Here is a 14,012-nt window from a genome sequence, read left to right as displayed (position 1 = left end):
TTAACGAGCTCCCTAGAACAGCTTGTCGGCGATCGCCGCCTCGTCCTTCAGGGCGGTGATGTTGGCGCTGATACGCGCCCGCTGATCGTCGCTGAGCTCCAGCTTTTCGACGACCTCCCACGCACCGTTTTCACCCGTCACCGGGAAGCCGAACACAAGCCCTTCGTCCACGCCGTACTGGCCCGTCGACGGCAACGCAGCCGTCGTCCACTTGCCAGCCGTGCCCTGTACCCAGTCGCGCATGTGATCCACCGACGCCGACGCTGCAGACGCCGCCGAGGACTTACCGCGCACCTCGATAATCTCCGCGCCACGCTTGGCCACACGCGGGATGAACTCGTCGGTGTACCAGGCGCGATCCACCTCAACCGGGTTGCCGTCCACCGTGGCGTAGGTGATGTCCGGGAACTGCGTATCCGAGTGATTGCCCCACACTGTCAGGCGCTCAATGGCGCTCGAGGCCACCCCGAGCTGCTGCGAGAGCATCGACAGCGCACGGTTGTGGTCCAAACGCATCAGCGCGTTGAAGCGATCCGCTGGCACATCCGGCGCCGCCTTGTTCGCAATGTAGGCATTCGTGTTCGCCGGGTTGCCGACCACCAGCACGCGGACGTCATCCGCAGCACCGTTGTTGATCGCCTGCCCCTGTCCGATGAAAATCTTGCCGTTTGCAGCCAGCATGTCCGCGCGCGACTCGCCCTTGCCGCGCGGCTTCGCCCCCACCAGGAACGCCGCCTGCGCACCGTCGAATGCCTTGTTTGCGTCGTCGGTCACCGTGATCTTGTTCAGAAGCGGCAGCGCCGAGTCGTTGAGCTCCATTGCCGTGCCCTCAGCCGCACGCACCGCCTCCGGGATCTCCAGCAGCGTCAGGTTCACCGGACGATCGGGGCCGAAGACGTCGCCTGCTGCCACGCGCCACAGCAACGAGTACGCAATGTTGCCTGCTGCGCCGGTAACAACGACGTTTGCGGGGGTCTGGGACATGATGAGGCCTCCTCTTTCTGTTTCTGTTTCCCCTTCAACCTACCCCCACAGGGGGCAACATTGGCCGGTACTGCGCCACTGATCTGCCAAGTGGTGCACGATGAGAGGAAGCAAAGAAGCGTATCGACGACCCCACCACACCGAAAGGGAGCCCACGGACATGGCCGACACCGCCGCACCCGAGACTGCCACCTCCCCTTCCCCCGGTGCTGTCGTCGATGCCGCGATTGTCGCGTTTGCCCACAACGGTTACGACGACGTCAAACTCAACGCGCTTGCACGCACCACGGGCATGAGCAAGCGCATGATCCACTACCACTTTGGTAACAAGCGCGGCTTGTACCTCGCAGCGCTCAAGGTGGCAAGTGCTCGCATCACCCCGCCTCAGGACATCGCCACCCGCTCCTACGCCGCCCCCGTCGAGGGGATGCGCCGCTACATCGACGCCCTCTACCACGCGTTTTTGGACCACCCCGACGGTGTGCGCCTCGTCCTGCGTGAAAACCTCGACCCCGTCGCCGCCGAAGAAGACGCCGCAGCGCTTGTCAGCGAGAACGAAGTACTCCTCCACGTTGAACGTCTGTTGCTCGGAGGCCAAGACGCGGGAGCATTCCGCCCCGGTATCTCCGCTGTCGATCTGCTCACGCTGGTCGCATCGCTGTGTTTCTTCCGCGTGGGCAACAGCCTGACCGCACTGAGCGTCAGCGACGTGGACTTTGCAAGCCGCCGCAACGTCGACGGCATGCGCCGCATGGTCATCGACACCGTGCTGACGTTCCTCACGTCCAACATCCCCTACTCCGGCTACGAGTCCTACCTCGAACCCACCCCCACTGCGGAAGAAGAAACCGCCGACGTCTACAGCGACGACGGCGGCCTAATCTAAGCAGAACTGCGTTACGCGGAGCGCTGCTTTTCTTCCTCGATGAACTTCGGCTCGCCCTCCCCGCGAGCGGCTGCCTCATCCAGCACAACCTCAGCGACGCCGTCACGATCCGGCAACTCGTACATCACCGGAACGAGCAGTTCCTCCATGATCGCACGCAGGCCACGAGCACCGGTCTTGCGCTCCGCCGCCTTGTCCGCGATCACACCGAGCGCCTCGTCGGTCACCGTCAACTCCGCGCCGTCCATCGCGAACAGGCGCTTGTACTGCTTCACCAACGAGTTCTTCGGCTCCGTAAGCACGCGCTTCATCGAGTCGCGATCCAGATCATCGACGTGCGCGATGATCGGCAAACGGCCAATGAACTCGGGGATCAGGCCGAACTTCACCAGATCGCCCGGCTGCACCTGCGCCATCATGTTCGCCTCGTCGCGCTCCGACTTCGAATCGATCTCCGCCCCGAAGCCGATGCCCTTCTTGCCCACGCGCTCCGCGATCACCTTGTCCAGGCCAGCGAACGCGCCGGCCACGATGAACAGGATGTTCGACGTGTCCACCTGGATGAACTCCTGGTTCGGGTGCTTACGTCCACCCTGTGGTGGCACGGACGCAACCGTGCCCTCCAGGATCTTCAGCAGCGCCTGCTGCACACCCTCACCCGAAACGTCGCGGGTAATCGACGGGTTTTCGGACTTGCGGGAAATCTTGTCCACCTCGTCGACGTAAATGATGCCGTGCTGCGCACGATTCACATCGAAGTCTGCCGCCTGCAGTAACTTCAGCAGAATGTTCTCCACGTCCTCGCCGACATAGCCAGCCTCGGTCAGGCTGGTGGCATCCGCGATCGCAAACGGCACATTCAACATGCGCGCCAGCGTCTGCGCGAGATAGGTCTTGCCAGAACCCGTCGGGCCAAGCAGCAAGATGTTGGACTTGGAAATCTCCACTTCCTCGTCCTTCGCACGGGCCGAAAGGTTCGACTCCTCCGCCTTAATGCGCTTGTAGTGGTTGTACACAGCCACAGCAAGCGTGCGCTTGGCCGCATCCTGGCCGATCACATACTCGTCCAGAAACGCAGTGATCTCCGAAGGGCGCGGCAAACGCTCTCCTGATTCCTCCTGGCGTTCTGCGCCGGCGAGCTCCTCTTCGATGATCTCGTTGCACAGCTCGATGCATTCGTCGCAAATGTAGACGCCTCCGCCCGCAATCAGTTTGCGGACCTGCTGCTGGCTTTTGCCGCAGAAAGAGCACTTCAGAAGGCTAGCGCTGTCATGCGTAGTGGCCATATGCGCGTATCTACTCCCGTTCCCTCGCCGAAATCTTCCCCAAGTCTAGTGGGTGCTGAACCCCACACCCTACAACGCACGACGACACATCCCTGTTCCCGTCCCACGCACCCAAAACGCGGTGGGACTAAACTAAGCGCATTGTCCTCGGAACGATCAGCTAGCCTAGACACATTCTTTGATGTGTCTGAAAGGAAATCCGTACCCGTGAAACGCAGCCGCGCACTTGCCACCATCGCCGCAGCGCTCATCGCCGTCCCGGCGCTCTCCGCCTGCGGCGGCTCGGACGACGAGGCACGCATTGCTGAACCGGTGCTGGATTTCCCCCAAACCAGCACAACAGCCACCCCAACCCCGACGACCACCACCTCCGAGGAAGACGACGAGACCACAACCTCCTCGTCCACAACCACGAAGAGCTCCTCGAGCTCCTCGTCGAAGACGTCCACCACGACGAAGTCGTCCACCAAGTCCAGCAGCAGTCGCCGCAGCTCGAGCGGATCCGGCAACTCCGGCGGTTCCGCACGCGAGCCAGAGGTCGCTCCCGCACCGGACGAGCCGGGGGCAGCCTGCGCATGGCCCGCACAAGGCTCGCAGGGCGCCAGCGACGAATACAGCACCTTCTGCGACCGTGAATGGGCCCGCACCGTCACACCAGACGGTCAGGACTACTACTGGGTCGCACGGGGCAACGGTTGGGCGTCTGTAGACCCACAAAACACCGCAGACGGCGTGTGCTGGTCGCGCGGCGATTTCGAGGGCGCACCAGAAGCCATCCGTAACGCAGTGAAGTTCTGCGACGACGCAGCGCCGACCTCCGCCGACGTCGTGGAAACCCCAACCGAACAGTAGGTGGTTGTGGTGCGACGCCGGTGAGGGTGTCGTCGTAAAGCTAAAAAGCGCCCTTACGGGCGCCTTTCTTTTAGCCGTTGAGCTTGCGGTAGTCGAAGACCTGGTCGATGATCCCGTACTCCACAGCTTCCTCAGCGGTGAGGATCTTGTCGCGGTCGGTATCAATACGAACCTGCTCTGGCGTACGGCCCGTGTGGTGCGACAGCGTGTTCTCCATGAGACGACGCATACGGTCGATCTCAGCCGCCTGGATCTCCAGGTCCGACACCTGACCCTGGGTGCCCTGGGTAGCCGGCTGGTGGATCAGCACACGCGAGTTCGGCAGCGCCGCACGCTTACCCGGCGCACCGGCAGCCAGGATGACTGCGGCGGCGGATGCAGCCTGGCCGAGGCACACCGTCTGCACGTCGGGGCGGACGTACTGCATCGTGTCGTAAATCGCCATCAACGCGGTAAACGAACCACCCGGGGAGTTGATGTACATCGTGATGTCACGGTCCGGATCCTGGGACTCCAGGACCAGCAGCTGGGCCATGATGTCGTTCGCCGACGTGTCATCAACCTGGGTGCCAAGGAACACAATGCGCTCCTCGAACAGCTTGCCGTACGGATCAATCTGCTTCGTGCCAAAGCTGGTCTCCTCCAGGAACTGCGGCAGCACGTAGCGGGAGCTGGGCATTTGGAAAGTCATAGTAAAAGTCTCCTCTTCTCGTTGCTTGCCTTAGTCGCCAATCGCGTGCTCGCCAGCCATGGCGGCATTCTCGATGACGTGGTCCACGATGCCGTATTCCTTGGCCTCCATCGCGGTAAACCAACGGTCACGGTCCGAATCCTTCGTGATCTGTTCGAAGGTCTGGCCGGTGTGCTCTGCGATAAGTTCAGCCATCTCACGCTTCGTCGCGGCAAACTGCTCAGCCTGGATCGCAATATCAGCAGCAGTGCCGCCAACACCTGCGGAAGGCTGGTGCATCATGATGCGAGCGTGCGGCAGCGCGTAACGCTTGCCCTTCGTGCCGCCAGACAGCAGGAACTGGCCCATGGAAGCAGCCAGACCCATGCCGTAGGTAGCGATGTCGCACGGGGAGTACTTCATCGTGTCGTAAATCGCCATACCTGCGGTCACCGAACCGCCCGGCGAGTTGATGTAAAGACTGATGTCGCGCGTCGGATCCTCAGCCGACAGCAGCAGAATCTGGGCGCAAAGCTTGTTGGCAATCTCATCATCCACCTGCTGACCCAGGAAAATAATGCGCTCCCGCAGGAGGCGCTCGTACACCGAGTCTCCCAGGTTCATACCTTGAGTCGGGGAAGTCATAACAGATGCTCCTTCGCTAGTTCGTCGTGTAACGCCACCACCCTACTCGCGCACGGGAGGTAGCTAAACCTTGTTCGCTACCGGCGTACGGGCAACTCTTATCGACGACCCCACGCCCCCAAACAAAAAGCGGCCCGAAGCGAAAGTTCGCTCCCGGCCGCCCAAAAACCCTTGGTTTAGAGGGGGTTACTGCTCCTCAGCAGCCTCGTCCTCTTCCTCGATCTCACCGAAGTAATCGTTCGGGTCAACCTTGTTGCCAGCCTCATCCTTCACCGAGGTGCGAGAGATAGCGGCGGCGAGGGCCTTGCCGCGACGCACGTCGGAGAACAGGTTCGCGATCTGGCCGGACTGCTGCAGCTGAGCCACGAACTGGTTCGGGTCCATGCCGTAGGACTGTGCGGTGAACAGGATGTGGTCGGTGAGCTCCTGCTGGGAAACCTCCGGCTGCTCTTCCTCTGCGACAGCGTCGAGGAACAGCTGGGTGCGCACGGACTCTTCAGCCTGCTTGCGGGACTCCTTGTCAAACTCTTCGCGGGTCGTGCCCTGAGCCTCAAGCAGCTGCGCCAGTGCGTTCTCGTCGTGAGCCATCTGGCCGAGCAGCTGGTGGAGCTGGTTGTGCACCTGCTCGTCGACGATCGACTCCGGCAGCGCGAACTCAACCTGGGCGAGGGCAGCCTTGAGGACCTCATCGCGAATGTCAGCAGCCTGCTTCGCCTTCGCGTTCTCCTCAACCTGCTCGCGGGTGGACTCACGCAGCTCGTCGACGGTGTCGAACTCGGACGCCATCTGGACGAACTCGTCGTCAAGATCCGGAAGCTTGCGCTCCTTGGTCTGCTGGACGTGGACCTTGACGGTCGCCTTCTTGCCCTTGTTCTCGCCGTACTGGATCTCGGTTTCGAACTCGTTGTCCTCGCCGGTCTTCATGCCGCGCAGAGCGGTGTCCAGACCCTTCATCAGGTCGTCGGCGCCGACGCGGTAGGTCAGGCCCTCAGCGGAAGCGTCGTCGAGCTTCTCGCCGTCAATGGAAGCCTCAAGGTCGATGACCGCAAAGTCGTCGGTCTTCATCTTGCGCTTGGTGTCCTTGAGCTCACCGAAACGCTCGCGCAGGGAGTCGAGCTCGGCGTCAACAGCCTCGTCGTCAACCTTGAGCTCCGGAACAGTGACCTCAATCTTGGAGAAGTCCGGCACCTCAATCTCCGGACGAACGTCGATCTCAGCGGTGAACTCGACAACGTCGTTGTCCTCGATCTTGGTGACCTCAATCTCCGGCTGGCCCAGCGGGTTCAGGTCGTTCTCTGCCAGAGCCTGCTCGTAGCGGGTCGGCAGCATGTCGTTGACAACCTGCTCCAGGATCGGACCGCGGCCGAAACGAGCGTCGATCAGCTGGCGCGGAGCCTTGCCTCGACGGAAGCCCGGAATGTTGACCTGCTGGGAGATCGCCTTGTATGCCTGGTCGATCTCCTGGCCAAGCTCGTCGAACGGCACGCTGACGTTGAGCTTAACGCGGGTGTCGCTGAGCTTTTCGACGTTAGTCTTCACGGGTTTCTCCTGTACTTGTTTCCATCAACGAGTTTCAGTGCTTATAAGTGGCGGGCCCGTACAAAACGGGCCCGCCTTTGTCGGGGCGACAGGATTTGAACCTGCGACCCCCTGCTCCCAAAGCAGGTGCGCTACCAAACTGCGCCACGCCCCGTAGGCGGCAAAACCGCCACGGTATGAACCGAATCAGTAACCACTCAAGCGGTTCAGGTTGATCATTGTAGCGGGCGTTTATTCCAGGGTCACATCGGGGCATAAGAAAACCGGTTCTGCATGCAGAACCGGTGTTTACCCTGGACTACAGGTGGTCACGGTGGATACAAAGGCTGGGGTGATGATGAGGGTCGTGACCTGGCGGCGAAGCTCTTCCAAATCCGTGTCCTTGGTGTGTTGGATCGAGACGACGACTGCTTCCACGTCGGTGGCGTGGCCGTCATCGTCGTAACGCAAGGAGACTTGGGATTTGCCGTCCGAGCCGATACCCCGGATCACCCCATCCACCCGTGCGGTATCCAGGCGCTTGCAGATGTCGTGCGCGATCACGAGTAGCAGGGGAAGGCGCTCGCGGGTCTCGGCGGTGCCGTAGCCGTAGACGGTGCCCTGGTCGCCAGCACCGGTGAGCACGAACGCAGATTCATTCCCGTCGCGGGCTTCGAGGGAGGTGCTAACGCCTGCGGCGATGATGCGGCCCTTGGTCGCGATGACCTCCACCGCGCACCGCGCCGCCGGGTCAGTGACGAGCAGGTCGTCGAGGATGGTGTCGGCGATGAGGTCGCAGAGCTTGTCCGGGTGACCAATACAGGTCGACTCACCGGTACGAACAGTGGGCATCGGGTGCACTCCAATCAACTGGGAAGTGGATAGGGGCAAGAAATGCCCACCCCGGCATTCACCGGGATGGGCAACAACAAAAGGACGAGTGAAGCGCAGCAGGTCTGTGGGGTTAGCGGGATTTGAGCAGGCACTCCATCAACTCATCCGCAGGGCTGGCTCCTGCGTACTCACGGGTGCTGGTGGCGCAGACAATTTCGTAGATCTCGTACCAGTACACATTCGCCTGCTTAGAAAAGCTCTGGCTCATAGCGACGAACGGGGACGCGATCGTAGCCCCCGTGGTTGGGTGCGTACCGAGCAGGCCGAACTTGGTAATCGCCTCCTCGCACTGGATGTAGCGGGCGAACGCCTGGGCGTAGGCCTCAATCAATCTTCGGGATACGAAGGATGCAACACCGCGTGCGTCGAGCCAGGCCCAGGTTTCCCGGTAGAGCTCCCCAGCCAGCAGCGGCTGACCATCACGCTGTGTCGCGGACAGATAGGCGGAAGGTTCGGGCATAGTTTCCCGTCGAGTACAGCGCCTTCACCCATGTCCACACCGTCCAGGCCGAAAGGGTCCCAGTCGACGGGTTCGAGCAGCCTGGAGGCGGGTTTGCCGGCTTCGAGCTTGTCCTTGAGGGGATCGGGTTTTCGCGCCGGCGCGGACGCGTCTGCCGCCGCGGTTGGTACCGTCCTTGGCCACGAGTCCACCTCCTTCCTGGGTTTAATAGGTCAATCCGGGGTTTGATTCGGGATTTTTGCGCGCGGAGGGCCTAGCCCGCCAGCCCATGGCCTAGGCGCTAGAGATTTCATGCCCCCTACAGGCCTGTAAACCCCGCAGAGCGTCGAAAGGAAGAAAAACTACTCTCAAACTTCCACCGGGAATCTAAGGCTCTCAGAATCGCTTAAAGCGCGTTTTATGATGCGAAAATGATTAGAGGCATCAACTCTAAGCAGTGCTCAAACACTCATTGAACAGCTACTTGAGTTTTGTAAGCGAGGTGATCGGAGTAACCAATCTGCTGCACTTGACAGGAGTGGGCTGTTATTCCTTGTGTTACGAAGATATGGTCGATGGGTGATCTTAAAAGGTTGGGCGCACCAGCTGGCCACGTACCAGTGGGGGTGGTTGAACAGAGCTCTTGCGAATCAATAAGCCTGCCTCTAGTGGCAAGAGGTCCGTGGCGAAGAGTGGCGTTAAAGTCGCCCGCGATTATGAGCGGTTTTTGTATCGAGCTCCCAAACTCAACGACACGATTGATGTCATCTCGCCACTGATTCATAAGTCTAGGCAACGGTGGTGCTGTATGTAGCCCTAGAATCACAGGAAGCCGAGCATCCTCAAACTCGATGGCAACTGTTCCGAATGATGTTACCGGGCCTCGTGTAAAGTGCGCTGCTCCAAGCCTTTTATGTACTACGACTGACGTGGGGGCGATTTGCCCTGTATAAGTGTTCGGAAGACCATCATTACGAGTTTCAAAGAGCTGGCCGTCATAGTTTGACGTTTCTATCGCTTCACGAAGCTCATAGCCGGATGTTTCGGGCAAAACGATGATGTCGGGATCCCATGTACTGACAAGTTGTTGGAAATCGCTGGTGGCCAGCATTGATCCCGTATTAAACGTAACGACCGTCAGGTTCCTCTCTGCAACAGTGGAATGTTGTTGGTCGCTGACCTGATGTGGGATACCATTCGGTGCGAACAAAAATCCTGCTCCCGCGACAATCCACACTAAACAAGAAGTTAGGGCAAGTCTTGGCCATCGCCTCCACCAACCGACACCGGTAGCACATCCGCCAAGGAGTAGTATCACCAGCCCCAGTGCTTGCGGGAAGGCTAACACCTGAGCGAAGGGAAAGTAGACGCTCAACGATCTGGCAACCCCAAACTGTGGGAATAGCCCCACAATACAGGAAAAGCAGCCCAACACAATCCCGCAAACAAACATAGCCTTGCACCAGAGTAATCGCTTAGAACCACTCTGGTGCAAGGCTTCCCAATTGTCGCGACTCATGACATGGAGGGAATGACGGGAATCGAACCCGCGTCTTCAGCTTGGAAGGCTGAGGTATTAGCCACTATACGACATTCCCATGCGTAGAAACGCTGCCTTAACGGCTGCCCGGAACTTTAGCGCAGGTTCACCCGTTGAACCAAACAACAACGAATTTTAGGAGGAGCCATGCTCGGTCTGTTGCTCATCGTCTTTGCTATTGGTGCGTTGATCATGCTGCCCACGATGGGTGGTGGCGGTCGTCGTCAAGTGCAATCGCGCCAGCAGGCACAGATTTCTTTCGACGACGCCTACGCCGATGCCAAGCGATGGACCGACCGCCTCGGTTCCCAGGTGCTGAACCTCTCCGGCAACGACGCCGCCTCCACCCAGGCCATGGCCGACGCCTCCGAGCGTTTCAACGCAGCTAGCGCAGGTCTTGCCGACGCCCGCACGCCCAAGCAGGCCATGCTCGCCCGCGAATCCGCACTCGAGGGCCTGCACTACGTCAACGCCGCGCGCGAAATCATGGGGCTTCCCGCCGGGCCTGCGCTGCCCGAGCTTGAAGGCCAGCGCCAGGCAGGCCGCGTGACCGAACAGCGCAGCGTGCGCCAAGAAGACGGCACCGTTGTTACCGCATCGCCGGTAGCCACCGAGGCCACCCCGCATTACTACCCCGGCGGAGCCGTCGCAGGCCGCCCCGTTCCTGCTGGCTGGTACTCCACCGCCTGGTGGGCCCCAGCGATGATGACCGGCATGTGGGCTGCGTCGTCGATGATGTTCTACTCCACCATGTTCGCCGGCATGTCCGGCGCAGCAGCACCCGAAGCGTTCGAGGCTGGCGGTCTCGGCGACGCTGCTGGCGCCGAGGGCATGGGCGACATGGGAGATATGGGTGACATGGGTGACATGGGCGGCGGCGATTTCGGCGGAGACATGGGTGACTTCGGCGGCGGCTTCGACTTCGGAGGATTCGACTTTTAGGCGTGCGCTAGACTGCGCACGATTGCCTACCCCCTACCTATAAGGAGTAGCCGTGCGCATTGCCGTGCTGCTGAAAGAGGTGCCGGACACCTACAGCGACCGCGAAATGAACCTGGAGACTGGTCTGACCGACCGCTCCGGCGACGTTGTTGCCGACGAAGTTGGCGAACGCGCCGTCGAAGCAGCGCTACGCATCGCGGAAGCACTTGACGACGACACCGTGGTCGAAATCCTCAGCGTCGGCCCCGAAACGTCTGCCGATTCGATCCGCCGCGGCATCGCCATGGGCGCCACCGAGGCCTACATCGTTTCCGACGACGCCCTGACCGGCGCCGACGCCACCCTCACCGCCGAGGTGCTTGCAGCGTTGATTCGCAAGAACGGTTACGACCTCGTCGTTACGGGCAACATGTCCTCCGACGGTGGCACCGGCGTCATCGCCCCCATGATCGCCGAACACCTGAACTGGCCCGTACTGACCAACCTGACGGAACTGACCGTCGACGGCACAAACGTCACCGCCACCCAGGCCTCCGACGGGGCGGTCGTCGAACTGCGCGCCGACCTCCCAGCCGTCGTCGCTGTTGCCGACGAGTTCGCCGACCCCCGCTACCCCAACTTCAAGGGACTCATGGCGGCGAAGAAGAAGGAGCTCAACACACTCACACTCGCCGACCTGGACATCGACGCGGAAGATTTCACCCACCCGCGCGCCATCATGGTCGCCATTGACAAGCGCCCGGCCCGCGAACGCGGCGAAATCATCGACGCCAACTCCACCGCCGCCGCGAAACTCGTCGACTTCCTCGAATCCAAAAACCTCATTTAAGGAGCACCCATGACTGAAATTCTCGTTGTCCCGGACCGCTCCCACGACGGCAGCCTCGACCCCCACGCCGCCGAACTCATCGGCGCGGCCTCCGAAATCGGCACCCCCATCGTTCTTATCGACGACCGCACCCACGCCGACGCCCTCAGCACCCTCGGCGCGGCCACGGTGCTGGTTTCCGACGCCCCACTTGTCGACGCCACCACCACCGCCCTCACCACCCTCAACCCCGCCGCCGTGTTGTTTTCCCACACCGTGCGCGGGCGCGAAACCGCCGGCCGTGTAGCCGTGCGCGCCGACAAGGCGTTGTTGACCGACGCGGTGGCGGTTCGTCGAGACGCGGAAGGCATCGTCACCGACCACCAGAACTTCGGCGGCGCCTACACCGCGACTGCCGCTGCCACCCACTCCGCACCGATCATCACCGTGCGCCCCGGTGCTGTGGAAACCCGCGCCGCTGCCGTCGCAACGCCTGAGGTGCGCGACCTCAACGTCGAAACCTCCGGCGCACGCACCGCCGAGGTCGTCTCCGTCACGCCGGTCGAGCGCACCTCCACCCGCCCCGACCTGCTCACCGCAGACAAGGTCGTTGCCGGTGGCGTCTCGCTCGGCGACGCCGACATGTTCGAAGAACTCGTCGGCGGGCTTGCGGATGCCCTCGGCGCCGCCGTCGGCGCCACCCGCTCCGCCGTCGACGAAGACCAAGTCGCCTACGAAGCCCAAATCGGCCAAACCGGCGTACTGGTCAGCCCGAAGCTCTACATCGGCATCGGCATCTCCGGCGCTGTCCAACACCTGGTGGGCATGCAAACCGCCGACACCATCGTCGCCATCAACAATGACGAGGATGCCCCCATCTTCGACATCGCTGACTTCGGCATCATCGGCGACCTCTTCGACGTCGTCCCACAGATCATCTCCGAGATCGAGGCTCGTAAGTAATGCCCCAACTCCGACGCGGCCTGCCCCGTGTTCCCGGCGGCGAACCATGGCCCCCGCTAATCGACGACCCCACCACCCCGACCACCTGCGCACCCGCTGAGCCTGTCGCGGCGCCTGCCACTGTGTCTGCTTCCTCGCCGACCACCGGTTTGCGCCAGGGCCTACCTCGTACCCCGGGTGGTGAACCCTGGCCACCGGCCACCGCCGTCGCTGCCTTCGCAGGCGCTGCGGGCGCTGCTGCGGCTCCGTCCACAGCGACACCGAGCGAGCCTGGCGCTGCTGCGACTAGCACGGCTGACGCAGCTGATCAGGCCACAGCTCCAGCTGCAACCCCCGCAAACACCGTCGAAGTTCCCCTGCGCCGTGGTCTCCCCCGCGTCGCAGGCGGCGAAGCCTGGCCACCCGCCGGTACTGTCCACGTGCCCGCACCAGCCGAGCCCGAAGCCGCACCAGCTCCAGCACCGACGGCTGCACCAGCGGCCGCAACAACCGCCGACGCCACGCCAACGCCCGAGCCCGATTCGGCTCCGGCAGCACCGGCAGCCGCAGCGCCGGCGCCGGTGGAGGTACCGGCGGGGCGTGGGGTCGTCGATAAGCGATGGCTCATTCCAGCCCTCGTACTGGTCATCGCAGCATTCCTCGGCGCACGCTGGTTCATCGGCACCGACACCGGCGCCGACTTCGTCGCACGTTACGACGGAATGCAGCCACTGCCCGACAACGCCCCCGTCGGCTTCCCCGCCTGGCTCAACTGGGCCCACTTCTTCAACATGTTCCTGATGGCGCTCATCGTCAAGACTGGTCTCGACGTGCGCAGAGAGAAGCGGCCGGCGGGCTACTGGACGTCGAAACGCAACGGCAAAAAGATCTCACTGACCCAATGGCTGCACCAAACCCTTGACATCGCATGGGTCGCACTCGGCGTAGTGTTCTACATCCTACTGTTTGCCACCGGCCAATGGGTCCGCATCGTGCCAACCAGCATCGACGTCATCCCCAACGCCATCTCCGCAGGACTGCAATACCTCGCACTCGACTGGCCCGACGAACACGGCTGGGTCCACTACAACGCGCTGCAAGAACTCGCGTACTTCACCACCGTATTCATTGCCTCCCCACTCGCGATCGCATCCGGCTTCCGCATGAGCTCCATGTGGCCGAAAACGTGGAACGGGGTGCCCGTCGCGTGGGCACGCGCCGTGCACTTCCCCACCATGATCTACTTCCTCATCTTCATGGTCATCCACGTCTTCCTCGTTGCGACGACCGGCCTACGCGCCAACCTCAACGCCATGTTCGCCGCCCAAGACTCCACCTCCTGGACCGGCACCCTCGTGTTCCTCGGCGCCGTAGCCGTCACCGCGCTCGGATGGTTCCTCGCCCGCGGATCCTTCGCCGCACCGCTCGCGAAACTGACCGGCAAAGTGACCAAACGCTAAAAGTCAAGACCCAGCAAAATCTGTGGATAACTTTCCGGCATGAGTCGGTGGGTTATCCACAGATTTTTTGTTGGGTCTTGTCGGTTGTTAGGCGGTTGCTTAGCGTTCATGCCATGGCATTTGTAGACCTTCTCGGCTTCCGGCTT

At 61.8% G+C, this 14,012-nt stretch carries 13 protein-coding genes, 2 tRNA genes and 1 pseudogene; 6 read left to right on the top strand and 10 right to left on the bottom strand.

Annotated elements, in window-relative coordinates; translation table 11 throughout:
• Positions 1-12: 12 nt before the first annotated feature.
• A complete protein-coding gene (locus HMPREF2736_RS08705; protein ID WP_070829397.1) occupies positions 13-984 on the bottom strand; it encodes a malate dehydrogenase in 972 nt (323 codons plus the stop codon).
• Between the two features lie 160 nt (positions 985-1,144).
• Between HMPREF2736_RS08705 and HMPREF2736_RS08700 the strand changes: the two genes are divergently transcribed.
• Entirely contained in the window at positions 1,145-1,870 is a 726-nt protein-coding gene (locus tag HMPREF2736_RS08700) for a TetR/AcrR family transcriptional regulator (protein WP_168167630.1), read from the top strand.
• Between the two features lie 11 nt (positions 1,871-1,881).
• On the opposite strand, the gene clpX is transcribed toward HMPREF2736_RS08700, so the two are convergent.
• A complete protein-coding gene (clpX, locus tag HMPREF2736_RS08695) occupies positions 1,882-3,156 on the bottom strand; it encodes an ATP-dependent Clp protease ATP-binding subunit ClpX (protein ID WP_070421296.1) in 1,275 nt (424 codons plus the stop codon).
• 207 nt (positions 3,157-3,363) lie between these two features.
• Here clpX and HMPREF2736_RS08690 point away from each other — a divergent pair, with 207 nt between their 5' ends.
• Positions 3,364-4,008 carry a hypothetical protein gene (locus HMPREF2736_RS08690; protein WP_070421295.1) on the top strand — a complete coding sequence of 215 codons (645 nt, stop codon included), beginning with the start codon at positions 3,364-3,366 and terminating at the stop codon, positions 4,006-4,008.
• A gap of 70 nt (positions 4,009-4,078) precedes the next feature.
• Here HMPREF2736_RS08690 and HMPREF2736_RS08685 read toward each other — a convergent pair whose 3' ends face one another.
• The 8 genes and pseudogenes from HMPREF2736_RS08685 to HMPREF2736_RS08655 form a co-directional block, all read right to left on the bottom strand.
• Entirely contained in the window at positions 4,079-4,699 is a 621-nt protein-coding gene (locus HMPREF2736_RS08685; RefSeq protein WP_070421294.1) for an ATP-dependent Clp protease proteolytic subunit, read from the bottom strand.
• A gap of 30 nt (positions 4,700-4,729) precedes the next feature.
• Positions 4,730-5,323: an ATP-dependent Clp protease proteolytic subunit gene (locus HMPREF2736_RS08680; RefSeq protein WP_070421293.1), complete on the bottom strand. Its 594-nt coding sequence runs from the start codon at positions 5,321-5,323 to the stop codon at positions 4,730-4,732.
• Between the two features lie 186 nt (positions 5,324-5,509).
• On the bottom strand, positions 5,510-6,862 hold the full coding sequence (gene tig, locus HMPREF2736_RS08675; RefSeq protein WP_070614056.1) for a trigger factor: 1,353 nt from the start codon (positions 6,860-6,862) through the stop codon (positions 5,510-5,512).
• Between the two features lie 80 nt (positions 6,863-6,942).
• Positions 6,943-7,016, bottom strand: a tRNA-Pro gene (locus tag HMPREF2736_RS08670).
• Between the two features lie 134 nt (positions 7,017-7,150).
• The gene (locus HMPREF2736_RS08665) at positions 7,151-7,693 is read right to left on the bottom strand and encodes an S-adenosylmethionine synthetase N-terminal domain-containing protein (protein ID WP_070829395.1); all 543 of its coding nucleotides are present in this window, start codon (positions 7,691-7,693) and stop codon (positions 7,151-7,153) included.
• 112 nt (positions 7,694-7,805) lie between these two features.
• A pseudogene (locus HMPREF2736_RS08660) lies at positions 7,806-8,378 on the bottom strand (P27 family phage terminase small subunit).
• A 265-nt stretch (positions 8,379-8,643) separates the two neighbouring features.
• The gene (locus HMPREF2736_RS12020; RefSeq protein WP_168167629.1) at positions 8,644-9,411 is read right to left on the bottom strand and encodes an endonuclease/exonuclease/phosphatase family protein; all 768 of its coding nucleotides are present in this window, start codon (positions 9,409-9,411) and stop codon (positions 8,644-8,646) included.
• Between the two features lie 286 nt (positions 9,412-9,697).
• Positions 9,698-9,772 (bottom strand) — tRNA-Gly (locus HMPREF2736_RS08655).
• An 89-nt stretch (positions 9,773-9,861) separates the two neighbouring features.
• On the opposite strand from HMPREF2736_RS08655, the gene HMPREF2736_RS08650 reads away from it, so the two are divergent.
• The 4 genes from HMPREF2736_RS08650 to HMPREF2736_RS08635 are packed head-to-tail and all read left to right on the top strand — an operon-like array spanning position 9,862 to position 13,866.
• Positions 9,862-10,656 (top strand): hypothetical protein, encoded by a 795-nt coding sequence (locus HMPREF2736_RS08650; RefSeq protein WP_070772054.1) that lies wholly within the window; start codon positions 9,862-9,864, stop codon positions 10,654-10,656.
• A 52-nt stretch (positions 10,657-10,708) separates the two neighbouring features.
• Complete coding sequence (locus tag HMPREF2736_RS08645) at positions 10,709-11,485, top strand: electron transfer flavoprotein subunit beta/FixA family protein (protein WP_070484873.1); 777 nt, start codon at positions 10,709-10,711, stop codon at positions 11,483-11,485.
• A gap of 9 nt (positions 11,486-11,494) precedes the next feature.
• On the top strand, positions 11,495-12,427 hold the full coding sequence (locus HMPREF2736_RS08640) for an electron transfer flavoprotein subunit alpha/FixB family protein (protein WP_070829394.1): 933 nt from the start codon (positions 11,495-11,497) through the stop codon (positions 12,425-12,427).
• The gene (locus tag HMPREF2736_RS08635) at positions 12,427-13,866 is read left to right on the top strand and encodes a cytochrome b/b6 domain-containing protein (RefSeq protein ID WP_083323038.1); all 1,440 of its coding nucleotides are present in this window, start codon (positions 12,427-12,429) and stop codon (positions 13,864-13,866) included. The genes HMPREF2736_RS08640 and HMPREF2736_RS08635 overlap by 1 nt, the downstream gene beginning before the upstream one ends.
• Positions 13,867-14,012: the final 146 nt, after the last annotated feature.

The organism is Corynebacterium sp. HMSC036E10 (assembly GCF_001836265.1).
Classification (GTDB): domain Bacteria; phylum Actinomycetota; class Actinomycetes; order Mycobacteriales; family Mycobacteriaceae; genus Corynebacterium; species Corynebacterium coyleae.
Note: the sequence above shows the minus strand (reverse complement) of the source record. Positions and strands in the feature narration are given on the sequence as shown.

What these genes read in the sequence shown, in the direction of transcription:
- HMPREF2736_RS08705 (WP_070829397.1), bottom strand. Translation starts at nt 984, where the DNA reads ATGTCCCAGACCCCCGCAAACGTCGTTGTTACCGGCGCAGCAGGCAAC.
- HMPREF2736_RS08700 (WP_168167630.1), top strand. Translation starts at nt 1,145, where the DNA reads ATGGCCGACACCGCCGCACCCGAGACTGCCACCTCCCCTTCCCCCGGT.
- clpX (WP_070421296.1), bottom strand. Translation starts at nt 3,156, where the DNA reads ATGGCCACTACGCATGACAGCGCTAGCCTTCTGAAGTGCTCTTTCTGC.
- HMPREF2736_RS08685 (WP_070421294.1), bottom strand. Translation starts at nt 4,699, where the DNA reads ATGACTTTCCAAATGCCCAGCTCCCGCTACGTGCTGCCGCAGTTCCTG.
- HMPREF2736_RS08680 (WP_070421293.1), bottom strand. Translation starts at nt 5,323, where the DNA reads ATGACTTCCCCGACTCAAGGTATGAACCTGGGAGACTCGGTGTACGAG.
- HMPREF2736_RS08665 (WP_070829395.1), bottom strand. Translation starts at nt 7,693, where the DNA reads ATGCCCACTGTTCGTACCGGTGAGTCGACCTGTATTGGTCACCCGGAC.
- HMPREF2736_RS08650 (WP_070772054.1), top strand. Translation starts at nt 9,862, where the DNA reads ATGCTCGGTCTGTTGCTCATCGTCTTTGCTATTGGTGCGTTGATCATG.
- HMPREF2736_RS08640 (WP_070829394.1), top strand. Translation starts at nt 11,495, where the DNA reads ATGACTGAAATTCTCGTTGTCCCGGACCGCTCCCACGACGGCAGCCTC.
- HMPREF2736_RS08635 (WP_083323038.1), top strand. Translation starts at nt 12,427, where the DNA reads ATGCCCCAACTCCGACGCGGCCTGCCCCGTGTTCCCGGCGGCGAACCA.